The sequence below is a fragment of the Micromonospora sp. WMMD882 genome, assembly GCF_027497255.1.
In the GTDB taxonomy this organism is placed as follows: domain Bacteria; phylum Actinomycetota; class Actinomycetes; order Mycobacteriales; family Micromonosporaceae; genus Micromonospora.
The window spans coordinates 3,599,718-3,614,708 of sequence record NZ_CP114903.1; the positions used below are offsets into that span (position 1 = coordinate 3,599,718).

The 14,991-nt window shown below is 74.1% G+C and carries 11 protein-coding genes; 8 read left to right on the plus strand and 3 right to left on the minus strand.

What is annotated here, in order from left to right; translation table 11 throughout:
- The first annotated feature begins 42 nt into the window (after positions 1-42).
- Positions 43-1,059 carry a hypothetical protein gene (locus O7606_RS14925; protein ID WP_281594633.1) on the plus strand — a complete coding sequence of 339 codons (1,017 nt, stop codon included), beginning with the start codon at positions 43-45 and terminating at the stop codon, positions 1,057-1,059.
- 64 nt (positions 1,060-1,123) lie between these two features.
- Here O7606_RS14925 and rsmI read toward each other — a convergent pair whose 3' ends face one another.
- Complete coding sequence (rsmI, locus tag O7606_RS14930) at positions 1,124-1,975, minus strand: 16S rRNA (cytidine(1402)-2'-O)-methyltransferase (protein ID WP_281594634.1); 852 nt, start codon at positions 1,973-1,975, stop codon at positions 1,124-1,126.
- A gap of 84 nt (positions 1,976-2,059) precedes the next feature.
- Here rsmI and O7606_RS14935 point away from each other — a divergent pair, with 84 nt between their 5' ends.
- From O7606_RS14935 to O7606_RS14960, 6 genes are all read left to right on the plus strand, one after another.
- Entirely contained in the window at positions 2,060-3,775 is a 1,716-nt protein-coding gene (locus tag O7606_RS14935; RefSeq protein WP_281594635.1) for a phospholipid carrier-dependent glycosyltransferase, read from the plus strand.
- A gap of 465 nt (positions 3,776-4,240) precedes the next feature.
- Positions 4,241-4,894, plus strand: coding sequence for an HNH endonuclease family protein (locus O7606_RS14940; protein ID WP_281594636.1), 654 nt, complete (start codon positions 4,241-4,243; stop codon positions 4,892-4,894).
- A 99-nt stretch (positions 4,895-4,993) separates the two neighbouring features.
- Positions 4,994-6,298: a VWA domain-containing protein gene (locus O7606_RS14945; RefSeq protein ID WP_281594637.1), complete on the plus strand. Its 1,305-nt coding sequence runs from the start codon at positions 4,994-4,996 to the stop codon at positions 6,296-6,298.
- Between the two features lie 5 nt (positions 6,299-6,303).
- Entirely contained in the window at positions 6,304-7,122 is an 819-nt protein-coding gene (locus tag O7606_RS14950) for a peptidase (RefSeq protein ID WP_281594638.1), read from the plus strand.
- Between the two features lie 244 nt (positions 7,123-7,366).
- Positions 7,367-8,029: a 4'-phosphopantetheinyl transferase superfamily protein gene (locus O7606_RS14955; RefSeq protein ID WP_281594639.1), complete on the plus strand. Its 663-nt coding sequence runs from the start codon at positions 7,367-7,369 to the stop codon at positions 8,027-8,029.
- A 228-nt stretch (positions 8,030-8,257) separates the two neighbouring features.
- Positions 8,258-9,457, plus strand: a complete 1,200-nt coding sequence (locus O7606_RS14960) for a DUF4352 domain-containing protein (protein WP_281594640.1) — start codon at positions 8,258-8,260, stop codon at positions 9,455-9,457.
- 108 nt (positions 9,458-9,565) lie between these two features.
- Here O7606_RS14960 and O7606_RS14965 read toward each other — a convergent pair whose 3' ends face one another.
- A complete protein-coding gene (locus O7606_RS14965) occupies positions 9,566-10,111 on the minus strand; it encodes a DUF6817 domain-containing protein (protein WP_281594641.1) in 546 nt (181 codons plus the stop codon).
- 190 nt (positions 10,112-10,301) lie between these two features.
- Positions 10,302-13,019, minus strand: coding sequence for a PQQ-dependent sugar dehydrogenase (locus O7606_RS14970; protein ID WP_281594642.1), 2,718 nt, complete (start codon positions 13,017-13,019; stop codon positions 10,302-10,304).
- Between the two features lie 301 nt (positions 13,020-13,320).
- Between O7606_RS14970 and O7606_RS14975 the strand changes: the two genes are divergently transcribed.
- On the plus strand, positions 13,321-14,940 hold the full coding sequence (locus tag O7606_RS14975; protein WP_281594643.1) for a hypothetical protein: 1,620 nt from the start codon (positions 13,321-13,323) through the stop codon (positions 14,938-14,940).
- Positions 14,941-14,991: the final 51 nt, after the last annotated feature.

Below are 14,991 nucleotides of genomic sequence, written 5' to 3' on the forward strand. Positions count from 1 at the left end.
GCCGGTGTCCAATGGGACCGTGGACCGGCAGAGGAGCCGCCTGTGAGCACGAGCAGCCCACCACCACCGGCGGAGCACCGCGCCCCGAGCGGACCGGGCGGCCCCGACGCCCCGGAACGGCCGTCCGTCACGGTCCAGCGGACCGGCTCCGGCCTGCCGACGGCCGGAGCGGCCGGGACCCCGCCGACCTCGCCCACCACGACGGGCGGGACGCCGTCGACCTCGCCCACCACGACGGGCGGGACCCCGTCGACCTCGCCCACCACGACGGGCGGGACCCCGTCGACCGACGCGACCGTGCTCACCGCGGCGGGCGGGATCGAGCCGACCACCGGGGCACCGGTGGCCGACCTGCCGCGCCGGGCGCCGATCCGGCAGCACCGCGCTCCGCTCCAGCCGGAGCCCGGCGTCGAGTCGGACGCCGGTGACGACGACTTCTGGCTGCCGATCGAGGAGGTGCACTGGGACGGCACCCCGATCCGGCCGGAGCCGTCCAGGCGCGCCGGCCGGCTGGCCGGGTGGCTGCGGCGGCGACTGCGGCGTGACCGCCGCGCCCGGGTGACCCGGCAACGGGCGCCCCTGCCGGGGCTGGCCGCCCTGCTCGGCCTGAGCCTGCTGACGGCGTTCTTCGCCTGGGTGAGCGCCGAGCCGTTCTGGCTGGCCGTGGGGCACGGCGTCACCGGCACGGTGGTGCTCGACGAGTGCGCGGGCGACGGCCTGACCCAGCGCTGCCGGGGCGTTTTCGTCGCCGACCACGGCCGGTTCGTCGCCCACGGCGTACGGGTCAGCGGGGTCGACTCCGAGCGGCGGGCCCCGGGCACGCCGTCACCGGCCCGGATGACCGGCCCGCACGGCGCGACCGCGTACGTCGGCAGCGGTGGTGGCGGGCACCTGCGCTGGCTGCTCGGCTTCGGGCTGGTGCTGGCCTGCGCGGCCGGGGTGCGCCGGGCGACCGGCACGGCCGGGCTGACCGACCGCCGCGCCCGCCGGTGGGCCACCGCCGTCGCGTTCGCCGCTCCGCTGGCGCTGCTCCTGGGCTTCCTGGTCGCCGCCTTCTGACCACATCCCGGAAAACGGGCTCTCCAGCCCCCGGGACAGCCCCGTTTCCGGGATACGGAGTCGGTCATCCCGTGTGCACGATCGTGTAGACGTCGCGGCGGCGGAGCTGGTGCTCGGCGGCGACGGCGGTGACGGCGTCGCGGCGGGACTCGCCGGCCGCCTCCCGCGCGGCCACCGCCGCGCGCAGCTCGTCCGGGCCGGGCGGCTCGGGGGCCACCTGCGGGGCGCCGGCCACCACCAGGGTGATCTCGCCGCGCGGCTCGCCGTCGGCGGCCCACCGGGCCAGCTCGCCGAGCGGCCGGCGCAGCACCTCCTCGTACGTCTTGGTCAGCTCCCGGCACAGCGCGGCCGGGCGGTCCGCGCCGAACGCCTCGGCCAGGTCGGTGAGGGCGGCGGCGATCCGGTGCGGGGCCTCGAAGAGGACCAGGGTGCGCTCCTCGGCGGCGAGCGCCCGCAGGCGGGCCCGGCGGGCCCCGGGTGAGCGGGGCAGGAAGCCCTCGAAGCAGAACCGGTCACAGGGCAGGCCGGACAGGGCCAGGGCGGTGGTGACCGCGCTCGGGCCGGGGGCGGCGGTGACCGGCACGCCCGCGCCGACGGCGGCGGTGACCAGCCGGTACCCGGGATCGGAGACGCTGGGCATGCCGCCGTCGGTGACCAGCGCGACGGTGTGCCCGGCGAGCAGCACCTCGACCAGCTCCGGGGTACGGCGTTCCTCGTTGCCCTCGAAGTAGGAGACGATCCGGCCCTCGACGGTCACGCCGAGGTCCCGGGCCAGGCGGGTGAGCCGGCGGGTGTCCTCGGCGGCGACCACGTCGGCGACGCCGAGGACGTCGCGGAGCCGGACGGAGCCGTCGGCCGGGTTGCCGAGCGGCGCGCCGAGCAGAATCAGTCGTCCGATTTCCGACATGTCACTCACCAGTCGCCCGCTCTTTCATCGACAAACTTCCCGGTAATGGAGACGAGGGCTCCGCCGGGCACCTCAGGAGCCTACGATCGCCTGGTGACCCAGGCGTCGACAGCAGCCCAGAACGCCAGCGCCGGCCAGCCGGACCGGGAGCTCACGGTGCAGGCCGAGGCTCCCGCCCCGCCCTTCCCCGCGCCCCCGGGCGACGGCGGGGGCGGCCGGCTGCCGGACGTCGTCCGCCGTCGCCTGGCCACGGTCGACGCCCGGCTGGACGGCAACTCCTGGCTGGCCACGGCGGTGGTGGTGGCGATCGCCGCCATCCTGCGGCTGGTCGGGCTCAGCGACATCAAGGGCAAGATCTTCGACGAGGTCTACTACGCCCGTGAGGGCTGGGCGCTGGTCGAGCACGGCGTCGAGTGGAACTTCAAGGACAACGTCCCGTCGTACGTGGTGCACCCGCCGCTGGGCAAGTGGCTGATCGGCCTCGGCGAGTGGGCCTTCGGCTACCAGGACACCGAGCACAACATCAACGTGCCCGGGGCGCTGATGACCACCGCCCCCGAGTTCGGCTGGCGGATCTCGGCGGTGATCGCCGGCACGATCTCGGTGCTGCTGCTCGTCCGGATCGCCCGGCGGATGTTCCGGTCCACCGTGCTGGGCTGCGCCGCCGGCCTGCTGCTCGCCCTGGACGGCTTCCACCTGGTGCTCTCCCGCACCGCCCTGCTCGACATCTTCCTGCTGCTGTTCGTGCTCGCCGCGTTCGGCGCGCTGGTGATCGACCGGGACGCCCGACGCCGGCGGTGGGCGCTGGCGGTCGACGCCGGGCTGGACCCGACCCTGCCGGGCCGGGCCGGTCGGCCGTCGTTCGCCGTGCCGTGGTGGCGGCTGGCGGCCGGGGCGCTGCTCGGCTGCGCCTTCGCGGTCAAGTGGAGCGCGTTGTACTTCATCCCGGTCTTCGCGCTCATGGTGATCATCTGGGAGGTCGGGCTGCGCCGTTCGGTGGGGGCCCGCCGGCCGTGGCGCGGCGCTCTCGCCCAGGAGCTGCCCTGGCTGGTCGTCGCCGGGGTGGTGCTCGCGGTGGCCTATCTGGCGGCCTGGTCGGGCTGGTTCCTCTCCGACGACGGGTACTACCGCCTCGCCGAGCGCTACCCGAACACCCCCGGCCTGAGCGACACCCCGGTGATCGGCGCGTTGCAGAACCTCTACACGTACCACCGGGCGGCGTTGGACTTCCACACCGGCCTGAGCACCCCGCACAAGTACCAGTCCTGGCCGTGGCAGTGGCTGCTGCTCGGCCGCCCGGTCGCCTTCCACTGGAGTCCCGGCGACGGCAGTTGCGGCGCGCCGTCCTGCGCCAGCGAGATCCTGCTGCTCGGCACCCCGCTGCTGTGGTGGTCGTTCCTGCCGGCGCTGGCCGCCCTGGCCTGGCTGGGCATCGCCCGGCGGGACTGGCGGGCCGGGGCGATCCTGCTGGCCGTGGCCGGCGGGCTGCTGCCGTGGTTCTGGTTCGCCCTGGACGGCCGGACGATGTTCTCGTTCTACGCCGCGCCGGCCCTGCCGTTCCTGGTCCTGGCCGTGGTGTACGTGCTGGGGGCGATCGCCACGCCGGCCACCACGACGCCGCCGCCGACGCCGGGGTCGGCCGCCGCGCAGGACGCGTCCGACCGGCGGCTGGTGGGCAGCGTCATCGCGGGGTTGTACGTCCTGTTGGTGGCGATCTGCTTCGCCTACTTCTACCCGATCTTCGTCGGCACGCTGCTGCCCTACGCCGACTGGTCGGCGCGGATGTGGCTGGACGGCCGCTGGATCTGACCCGCCCCTCGCGGGCCGCCGCTGACGCCCGGGGCCGGTCGGCGTCCGCCGCTGACGCCCGGGGCCGGGTCGGGCCGGGACCCGCAGGAAAGCTCCGGGGGTCGGGAAACAGAGACGCGCCCCGATCGCCTGCCACGGGGGAAGCGGGCGATTGGGGCGCGCAAGAGGAAGCTTAACCACCTCGGTTCACCCGCACAACGGGTCACGTTCGGTCAGATTTCCGACCGACGCCCCGGGCGACGAACAGCCCACCTCCGACGGCGCAGCCAGGCCGGCACGGCCGGGCCGAGGGCAACCGACCGTCGGTGGTCGAGCGGGTACGCCCTGACGCCCTCCGGGCAGCCCAGCACCGTCGCCGAACGTCCACAATATCGACAGTTTTCCCTGAGTTAACGTCGTCGGGGATCCATGGGCATCTCCGTCACGTCGAATGTCGGCAGTCCCCGCTACCCGGATGGAGCTGCCATGACCCGTACCCTTCGTTGGCTCGGCGGCCTGCTGGCCGCCGTCACCGCCGGCACCGTCGGCCTCGCCGCCCCGGCCCGGGCCGCCACCGTCTCGCAACCGCTGCGCACCCTCGTGGCGAACCTGCCCGTGGCCACCGAGATCCGCACCGGCTACTCGCGTGACCTCTTCCCGCACTGGACCGACGCCGACGGCGACGGCTGCAACACCCGGTACGAGGTGCTGATCGCCGAGGCGACGACCCGGCCGTCCGTCGGCTCCGGATGCGTCCTCAGCGGCGGCCGGTGGTACTCCTACTACGACGCCGCCTACTGGACCAACCCGGCCGACCTGGACATCGACCACATGGTCGCGCTGGCCGAGGCGTGGGACTCCGGCGCGCGTTCCTGGACCACCTCGCGCCGCCAGTCCTTCGCCAACGACCTGGGCGACGCCCGCTCGCTGGTCGCCGTGACCGACAACGTCAACCAGGCCAAGGGCGACCAGGACCCGACCACCTGGATGCCCACCAACGACCGGTGCCGCTACGTCGCCGAGTGGGCCGCGGTCAAGACCCGCTGGCGGCTGACCGTGGACACCGCCGAGAAGAACGCCCTCACCAGCTACGCGGGCTCCTGCTCGAACATCACCGTCACGGTGACCCACGCGTTCTGACCGACGGGCCGGGCCCGGCCCGGGTGGAGTCCCACCCGGCCGGGCGCCGCCGCGCCCCGACACCCCCCTGCCACTGTGGACGGTAGGGTGCCCGCCGTGATGATCGACAACCGCCGCGGCGGCCTGCTCCTCGGGCTGCTGGCGGCCATCCTGCTGACCGGGCCCGCGCCCGCCATCGCCGACGACGATGACGACGAGCCGGTCCCCGAACCACCACGGGTCGAGCTGGTGCTCGACGTCAGCGGCTCGATGCGGGCCGCCGACATCGACGGACGCACCCGGATCGCGGTCGCCCAGCAGGCGTTCAACGAGGTGGTCGACGCGCTGCCCGACGAGACGCAGCTCGGCATCCGGGTCCTCGGCGCGACCTACCCCGGCAAGGACAAGAAACTCGGCTGCCAGGACACCCAGCAGATCGTCCCGGTCGGGCCGGTCGACCGCAGCCGGGCCAAGGCCGCCGTCGCCACCCTGCGCCCCACCGGCTTCACCCCGGTCGGCCTGGCGCTGCGCGAGGCCGCCAGGGACCTCGGGGCCGGCGCCACCACCCGCCGGATCGTCCTGATCACCGACGGCGAGGACACCTGCGCGCCACCGGACCCCTGTGAGGTGGCCCGGGAACTCGCCGCCCAGGGCACCCGACTGGTGGTGGACACTCTCGGCCTCGCCCCGGACGAGAAGGTCCGCCGGCAGTTGCTCTGCATCGCCACCGCCACCGGCGGCACGTACACCGCCGCGCAGAGCGCCGAACAACTGGCCGGCCGGATCAACCAACTGGTGGACCGGGCCCGCAAGACCTACACCCGTACCCCCACCACGGTCGGCGGCACGTCGGCGTGCTCCGGGGCGCCGCTGCTCGCCCCCGGCGTCTACACCGACCGGGAGACGTTCTCCGAGCACCGCTGGTACCGGGTGCCGGTCCGGGCCGACCAGGAGCTGCGCGCCTCGGTCAGCATCGCCCTCGACCGGCCGGTCCGGCGGGACTACGCGGTGCTGCTGCGCGCCACCGCCACGGACGGGCGGGAGTTGGTCCGGGGCAGCGACGCCGGCAGCGGCCGTACCGACGTGCTCTCCGCCGGGCTGCGCTGGTCCGCCACCGGCGACGACGGGGACGCCGCCGACCACGGGGACGACCCACCCGCCTCCGGCGCTCCCGACGGCGACCGACCGGAGACGGTCTGCCTGGTGGTCAGCAACGCCTTCGCGCCCGCTGGCGGGGCCCGGACCACGCCCGGCATGCCGGTGGAGCTGACCGTCGACGTGGTCGACGCGTCCCCGACCCCGGACGGCCCCGACCTGGGCCGGGGCTGGGTGCTGCTGCTCCTGCTCACCGCGGCCGGACTGGTCGCCGGACTGCTCGCCGGCGTGCTGAGCCGCTGGTGGATCGCCACCTGGGGGGAGAAGTGACGACCATGCGCACCCGATCGGTCCGGGCCGCCGCGGCGGTCTTCGCCGCCGCCGGCGTCAGCCTGCTCCCCGCCGGCCCGGCGCTGGCCGCCGGCTCCCCCCTGGGCACCCCCGGCGCGGTGGCGCTGGCCGCGCCGACGCCGTCCCCCGGCGCGGCCACGGTCGCCACCGCCGGCACGTCCTTCCTGACCGCCACCGGGATCACCGCCGGCCAGCCGGTACGGGTCGACGCCGCGCTCGGCGACCATCTGTACTGGTCGTTCCCGGCCACCGCCGGCCAGACCCACGAGATCGCCGTCACGGTGACCTTCCCGAAGGCCCGCGGCGGGGCGTCCACCTGGACGGTGGACGTCTTCGACGGGCTGCGCCGCCGGCAGGCGTGCACGGCCGGGGCGCAGACCCCGACCGTGGCCGCGTCCGCCGGCAGCGTCACGCTCGGCTGCACGTTGCGCCGGGTCCGCTCGTGGGCCGAGCCGTGGTCGGCCGACCCGCTGCCCGGCACGTACTACGTCCGGCTGTCCGTGGTGGACCTGCCCGAGCCGGACCTGGGCGCGCCGGTCGACGTGGACCTGCTGGTCGGCGTCGACGACGGGGACGCGGGCGCCGACGAGGGCGAGCTGTCCGTGCCGTTGCGCCCGAACACGAAGGCCGGCGAGGTGCTCACCGGTGATGCCGTAGGGCTGCCCGACCCGGAGGACGACGACCGGGACTGGACGGGCTGGCTGCCCGACCTGTCGTCCCGCTGGGCCTGGACGACGGCCGGTGGCGTCCTCGCCGCCCTCGCCGGCGTCGTCGGCTTCTCCCTCACCCGCCGCCGCCCCTGAGCTGGACCCCGTACCGGGAAAGGGGCCCGTCCGACGCGGGAGGGCTCCCCTTCCCGGCCGCCGGGCGGCGGACGGCAGCGCCACAATGAGCCGGTCGTCGATGTCCGGGCCACCCTGCCGACCGGTACGGTGGGAGCGGCCCGACGTCGGCGGCCGGTTCACGTCCGGGTCCGGTCGGGCGACGACACGGCTACGGGCGGGCTGGGCCGCGGCACGCCACGGGCGTACCGGAAAGGGGAGCGTGATGCGTGACCTGCTGCCACCGGCGGTCGCCGTGGCGGTGGCCGGCCCGGCGGACTTCACCGGTGAGCTGCTGCCGGCGGAGCGGGCCTGCCTCGGCGAGCGCGCGGTGGAGAGCCGTCGGCGCGACTTCACCGCCGGCCGCGTCTGCGCCCGCCGGGCCATGACCGACCTCGGCCTCCCGGCGGTCGCGGTGCCGTCGGCCGACGACCGTTCGCCGGTCTGGCCGGCGGGCGTGGTCGGCACGATCACCCACACCAAGGGTTACGCCGCCGCGGCGGCGGCCCGGGCCGACGAGATCCGTTCGGTCGGCATGGACGCCGAACAGCACAAGATCCTCGACGCCGGGGTACTCCGGTTGATCTGCCTGTCCGAGGAGCTGGACCGCTGCGCGCGGCTGCCCGCCGGCATCTCCTGGCCGGCGCTGGTCTTCAGCGCCAAGGAGACCGTCTACAAGGTGTGGCATCCGGTGGTGGGCACCTGGCTGGATTTCCACCACGCGCACATCGAGATCGACCCGGACGCCGGAAGCTGGACCGCCCGGATCGTGCCGAAGAAGATCGAGGAGGCCCGGCAGAAGGTCGACGACCCGCCCGACGTGGTGACCGGGCGGTTCGCGCTGGCCGACGGGCTGGTCCGCACCGCCGCCGTGCTGCCGCGCCGCTGACCGCCGCGCCGCTGACCGCGGTGGCCGCTGCCGCCGTGGCTGCCGCGCCGCTGACCGCCATGGCCGCTGCCGTGGCTGCCGCTCACCCCTCGGGACGGGTCGGTCAGACCGTACGATCGGTACGTTCAGGTGACGACCGTCGCGGCGGCGCAGGGAAGGATGTGGCGGTGCCTCGGCACCCCGACGGGGAGAGTGTCGAGCCCTCGACCCTCTGCATCCGGGAGCACCGTGAGTCACCCCCCAGGCCCGCCGCAGGATCCCTTCCAACCGGACCCCGATCCGTACGGCTACGCGGATCCGCCGTACTACCCGGACCCGACGGCGCCGCCCCCGCCCGGCCCGGGCTACCCGCCGACCACGCCGTACCCGGCGCACCAGCCGGAGCCGTCGACCCCGCCGCCGCCGTACCCGACCAGCGGCGCGCCAGGCCCGGTCTCCGGCGGGCCCGGCTACCCACCGCCGGTCTCCGGCGCGCCGGGCTATCCGCCGCCGGTCTCCGGCGCGCCCGGTTATCCGCCGCCCGTCTCCGGCGCGCCCGGTTATCCGCCGCCCGTCTCCGGCGCGCCCGGCTACCCGCCGCCCGTCTCCGGCGCGCCCGGCTACCCGCCGCCCGTCTCCGGCGCGCCCGGCTACCCGCCGCCCGTCTCCGGCGCGCCCGGCTACCCGCCGCCCGTCTCCGGCGCGCCCGGCTACCCGCCGCCCGTCTCCGGCGCGCCCGGTTATCCGCCGCCGGGGGGCGGGCCGGTCTACCAGCCGGGGGTGCCGCCGTACGCGCCGCAGAAGTCGTCCGGTGGCGGCAGGACCGTCCTGCTGGTGGTGGGGATCGTCGTGGCGGCGATGATGCTGCTCTGCTGCGCCGGGGTGGTCGTTGCGGCGCTCTCCAGCGACGACGACGCCGACCTGGGCACCGGCCGCGGCGTCGGCGGGCCACCCACCCCGGCCACCTCCAACGCGCCGCTGATCGCGCCGCCCGAGGCCGCCCCGGGCAGCGGGATCACCCCGACGCCCAGGCCGAGCGACCGGGACGGCGAGACGTTCGGCATGAAGGCCGGTGACACGTTGGTGATCACCGACAACGAGGGCACCCTGGAAGTCACGATCAACAAGTTCACCACCTCGAACAAGGGCTGCCGGTCGTTCGCGCCCGACCCGGACGAGGGCATGTACCTGATCGCCGACGTGACCGCCCGGGTCACCAAGGGCACCGCCTCGGTCAACCCGTTCTACTTCGAGTGGGTCGCCGACGACGGCACCACCACCAACGGTCTGATCGGCGCGCTCTCCGGCTGCGGCAGTCCGCTGGACTCGGGCGTCAGCCTGCGTACCGGCAGCAAGCGCAGCGGCACCGTGGTGTTCGACGTGGCCGACAAGAAGGGCGTGGTCGAGTACCAGCACAACTTCGAGGCCGCCGGCTCCTGGAAGCCGTAGGGCCCCACCGGTGGGTCGGGGGCCGCGCGGCCCCCCGCTCCCACCCCGGTCGGGTCGCCCGCCGCCCGCCGCCCGCCGCCCGGTCGGCCGGTCGGGTCGGCCCCCGCCTCAGTCGGGTCGGTCGTCGCCCAGCAGTCGCCGCGCCTCGGCCGTCACGTCCGGCGAGGCCACCGCCGACCAGGCCGCGAAGAGGGTACGGAAGTAGTCGCCGTACCGCTGCGCGACCGTCGGGTCGTACGCCATCACGTCCAACTCGTTGACGATGCTGAGGTCCACGAACGGGCGACGCCATCGTGGGGGCAGCGTCCCGGCGCGGCCGGTGTGCCGGTCGACGACCTGCCCGCTGGTGGCCAGGTTCCGCCAGGTGCGCCGCCGGTCGCAGGCCCCGTACCAGTGGACAAGTCGTTCGGCGTCCACGCCGACCAGCGCCCGCAGCGGCGCACGGTCCGCCGGGTCGAGCAGGGTCAGGTCGAACCCGTCCGTGCCGTACGCGGCGTGGGTGAGCCCGGCCAGCCGGACGGTCTCGTCGTGGCCGACCGCCCCGAGCCGGTCGTGGATCCGCAGCAGGTGGGCGTAGAGGGTGCCGCCCGGGTGCTCGACCGTCTCGGTGCCGCGGTCCCGCAGCCAGGCGCACGCGTCGTCGTAGCGGCTCACACCCGAGACTGTAGGGCCCGACCCCGCCGACTGCCCCGCCACCCTACGTATCACGGAAGTGGGGGCGTCCGCTGCCTGCGATCGCCCTATATCCAGGAAGTGGCGCGCCCAGCCTGCCCGGCGGCGGGGCGGGGCGGGGCGGGCGCCTTCCCCACGTACGGTACGTCGGAAGGCGCCCGCCCCGGACCTGTCAGCCGGTCGGCGCCACGCCGACGTTCAGTTCGGCGACCGTGGTCCACGGGCCACCGTCGACCTCACCGAGGGCACGCAGCCGGACGTAACGGGCGTTGGTCGGCGGGATGGCGACGGTCTGTTCGGCTGTGGTGTCCGGGAAGGTCCCGGTCGCCACCGGGCTGCCCCAGGTGCTGCCGTCGGTCGAGAGGTAGACCTCGTAGCCGGCGATCCGGCCGTCGGAGCGGTCCTGGCGGGGCAGGTAGTGGAGCCGGTTGACCTGGCGGTTGGCCCCGAGGTCCAGGTCGATCCAGTGCGGCGGGACCGACAGCAGGTAGCGGGTGTGCCAGTAGGTGGACGGGGAGCCGTCGATGGCGTTGCTCGACCAGCCGTTGCGGAGCAGGATCTCCTGGCTGTCGACGCCCTCGACGCTCAGTTGGGACTGCGGCAGCCGGACGCTGGCGGACTGGGCGGTGAAGCCGGCGGTGTAGGTGGTCGGCGTGGTGGGCGCGGTGACGATGTGGGTCTGCGCGCCCCCGTCCGACCAGGACGAGAAGGCGTACGTCTGCCCGCCGGAGGTCTGCGGCGTGACCGCGCTCACCGTGTTCGTCGACCCCTGGATGACGGTACGGGTGAACGGGGTCGCCTGGGCCCCCGAGTTGACGGCCACCTGCAACCCGGACGGGTTGGTGTCGAAGGTGAGGTTCACCGTCCTCGGGTCCAGCCGGACGCTGGTGGAGTGGCTGAGCCCGCCGGCGTCGGTGGCGGTCAGCACCAGCTCCAGGTACGACGGGTACTCGTGGTCGGGGCCGGCGATCGAGCCGCCGGCCACGCCGGTCCACTCCTGGAGGACGTGGATGTGGCAGTTGTCCGGCGCGGAGCAGTGGTGCAGGTTCATCCGCCAGCTCAGCGCGGTGGCCGGCAGGGTGCCCTGGTCCGGGTCGGTGGCGTGCCCGGTGAACGTGATCGGGGTGTTCACCGCCCAGGTGAAGCTCGCCCCCGGGGTGTCGATCACGGCGGTGGGCATGCTGTTGCCGGTCTGGATCGGCACGGTCGCGGTGGCGCTCGCCCCGAGGCTGTCGACCACCCGCAGCCGCGCCGTGTACGGCCCGCCCGCCGGGTAGGTGTGCTGGACGGTGGCGGCCGTCGAGTCGACCGTACCGTCGTTGGTGAAGTCCCACTGGTAGGTCAGTTTGCCCTGGTCGGCCGGGTCCGGGTCGGTGGAGCCGGTGGCGTCGAAGCTGACCGTCAGCGGGGCGGGGCCGGAGGTCGGCGAGGCGGCGATCTGCGCCACCGGCGGCTGGTTGCCGGGGAAGTAGCGGATCCGGCGCAGCGCGCCGCCGCCGATGTCCACGTAGTAGAGGTCGCCGCCGGGGCCGACAGCCAGGTCGACCGGGTTGGCCGCGGCGGCGGCGAAGGTCTGCCGGTTGGTGGCCACCGGCAGCCCGCCGGGCGCGGCGGGCAGCATCGCCCAGATGCAGTCACGGGAGTAGTCGGAGAAGAACAACGCCCCCCGGTACGCGGCCGGGTAGCTGCCGCCGGCAGCCGGGTAGAAGGCCACCCCGCCGACGGACGAGCTGCCGGTCGGGCAGGTCTCCCCGGCCACGACGGTGGCCGCGTGGTCGTACGTGTAGAACGGCGCGGTCTGCCCGGCCCCGGTGTAGAGGTTCTCGCAGACGTCCAGGTTCGCGCCGTCGTAGCCGCTCTGCCGGCCGGCGCCCTCGTAGCAGGGCCAGCCGAAGTTCGACACCCCGGCGGTCGGGTTGGCGACCCGGTTGATCTCCTCCCACTTCGTCCAGCCGACGTCGCCGAGCCAGACGTCGTTGGTGCCGGGCCGCACGGTGATCCGGTACGGGTTGCGCATGCCGTCCGCGACGATCCGCCGGGCGTTGGCGTCGGAGCTGCCGGCCAGCGGGTTGCCCGGGGCGGCCTGCCCGGTGGCCGGGTCGAGGCGCAGCAGCGTGCCGTCCAGGCTGGTCGGGTCGGCGGGGGTGCGCAGGTCCTGGGCGCGCAGCGCGCCGCCCTCGGCGGTGGGCGGGGTCATCGCGCCGCCGGGCGGGTCGCCGCACGGGTTGACCGGGTTGCCGCGCTGGCCGTAGTCGACCACGTCGTAGCTGGCCCCGTCACCGGCGGAGACGTAGAGCATGCCGTCCGCGCCGAAGGCCAGGTCGCCGACGGAGTGGCTGGCGTACTGCTGGCACCAGTCCTGGACGAGCACCTGCTCGCTGCCGGTCATCTGGTTGCCGGCGGCGGTGAGCCGGGAGAGCCGGCCGGTGACGATGCACTGCCCGCCGTTGGTGCCGCCGACGGCCGCGCAGTTGTCGTTCCAGTACGGCGCGGTCTGGCCGGGCGGGGCGTCGTAGGAGTACAGCACGTACACGTACGGCTGGGTCGGGAACTGGGGGTGGACCGCGAGCCCGAGCAGCCCCCGGTCGTGCTGGTTGTGCACGTTGGCGGAGAGGTCCGCGAACGTGGTGGGGGTGGTGTCGGCCAGGTCGTCGTAGACCCTGATCCGGCCACCCTTCTCGGCGACGAAGATCCGCCCGTCGGGGGCGAACTCGACGTTGGTCGGCAGGTTGAGCCCGCTGAACACGACCTGCTCCTGGAAGCCGGCCGGGAGCGTCACCGCGTTCGCCGGAGTGGCCGTGGTGACCGGCGCGGCCACCGCCACCCCCGCCAGCAGGGCCCCGACCAGGCCGATCCTGGTCAACTTCCACCTGCGCACCCTGTCTGACATGCTCCTCCATCCCCTCGATCGGTCCACAGTGTCCGAAACCTAAGAGGATGATCGATGGGGCGACACCCGGGGCTGCCGGAAGTGAGCATGTCGTGACTACCGGCCTACCACCCGGCAGCGCCGAAACCAGTAACAACTCCCCGCTGCCGGAGCATTACCGTCGAGCCATGACGGAACCCACCGTCGACAGCGTCACCACCACCGGCACGTCCGGCTGATGCTGATCCCGCGCTGCGCCCGGTTTCGGCTCGCTGCCGGAAACGGGGCAGCCGGAATCGCCGTACGCTGCTAGAACTTCCTCATGTATCTCACCTTCGCGCGCCGACTGGCCGGCGCGGCGGTGGCGCTCGTCGTCACCGCCGCCGCGACCGTGCTCGGTGGAGCCGTCGCGCACGCCGCGACGCCGCGACTCGCTCTTACCGCCCTCTCCTTCGAAAACTCCACGGTCGACGTCACCGAGCAGTACGCGGCCAACAAACTCACCTGGACGGTGACCAACACCGACCCGGACGCCTATTCGGTCTCCGGCACCGTGACGATGCGGATGCGCAGCTCGATCACCGGTGAGCTGATCGGTCACGACTGGGTCGTGCGCTACGAATACCAGCAGACCTGTTGCAGCGACGGGGTCTGGGAGTCCGGCACGCCGCAGGAGTCCACTTTCTCCTACCACCTGCCGGTCCGGCGGTACGCGGACGCGACCACCGCGACCTGGGAGGTCACCAAGGTCACGATCACCGCCAGCGGCGTCACCGCCAACGTCTCCGGCACCCGGTTGCAGACGTTCGGATACAGCTTCGTCGCCCACACCCTGATCGACACGTCCGGGCCGACGGTGGAACACATCAGCCTGCACCCGTCGCGCCGGCCGTACCTCTACGTCGGCGACGGCCCGGCCACCGTCACCTTCGACTTCACCGTCCAGGACGCCCAGTCCGGCTTCTGGAAGGGCAGCATCCGGCTGGCCGGCCCGGCCGGGCAGAGCGTCACCACCGCGTTCACCTGGGAACGGGACGAGTACAGCACCGGTCTCCGCTGCGGCTCGGTGTACGGCGGCGACCAGGACGGCACGTACATGCCGTGCGTCATCGGGGTCACCCTGCCGGCCGGCGCGGCATCCGGCAACTGGCGGATCGCCAAGCTGGTGCTCCGCAACAACGCCGGCGGCACGAGCACCTACCAGAACCCGACCGCGCCGTCGGTCACCGTGACCGCCAACACCACGGTCCAGGCCGGTGGTTTCGCGATCACCCCGAACCCGGTGGACAACTGGCGTGACTCGGCGATGACCGAACTCACCATGGCGGTCTCCGGCGCGACCAAGGGCGTCTCGGCCGTACACGTCGATTTCGACAGTGGCTGCCAGCAGTGGGGCGTCCCGACCGTCAAGGCGGACGGCCGGATCGCCGTACCCGTGATGGTCTACCAGCAGACGGCGGAGTGCCAGGTCAACGGCATCGTGGTCGTCGACGGCGCCGGCCGGGCGGCGTTGTACGGCGACGCGTACGCCGCGCCCGATCCCGGGCTGCGCATCACCCGGGTGCCGAGCACCAACCCGCCGGCGGCCCTGGGCGCGACCCTGGCACCGTCGTCGCTGCCGGCGAGCGAGGTGAACCAGACGTCGATCAGGCTCACCATCCAGACGCAGGTGCAGGTGGCGCCGGTCACCGGCCTGAGCGTCTACCTGTACGACGCCGACGGCACGGTCGTGTACCAGTCCGGCGGAGGCGCCAGCCAGGCCACCGACGGCGCCGTTACCCACTGGCTGTACCTCTGGCAGCCCCTCGAACCGGGCGAGTACACGGTGGGCTTCTCGCTCAGCGACGCGGCCCGGAAGAGCACCCCGTACAACATGCCGGACAACCCGGACAGCAGGACGCTGCCGGGCGGGCCGGTGGTCCTCACCGTCACCGCAGGCTGAGGAAGCACGCCGCCGCGGCGTGGGGGTGGGCCGTCTCCGGCCCGCCCCCAC

Bases quoted from the DNA above. Each gene is read 5' to 3' on its own strand.
- O7606_RS14940 (WP_281594636.1), top strand. From the start codon at position 4,241: ATGACCCGTACCCTTCGTTGGCTCGGCGGCCTGCTGGCCGCCGTCACC.
- O7606_RS14945 (WP_281594637.1), top strand. From the start codon at position 4,994: ATGATCGACAACCGCCGCGGCGGCCTGCTCCTCGGGCTGCTGGCGGCC.
- O7606_RS14950 (WP_281594638.1), top strand. From the start codon at position 6,304: ATGCGCACCCGATCGGTCCGGGCCGCCGCGGCGGTCTTCGCCGCCGCC.
- O7606_RS14955 (WP_281594639.1), top strand. From the start codon at position 7,367: ATGCGTGACCTGCTGCCACCGGCGGTCGCCGTGGCGGTGGCCGGCCCG.
- O7606_RS14970 (WP_281594642.1), bottom strand. From the start codon at position 13,019: ATGTCAGACAGGGTGCGCAGGTGGAAGTTGACCAGGATCGGCCTGGTC.
- O7606_RS14975 (WP_281594643.1), top strand. From the start codon at position 13,321: ATGTATCTCACCTTCGCGCGCCGACTGGCCGGCGCGGCGGTGGCGCTC.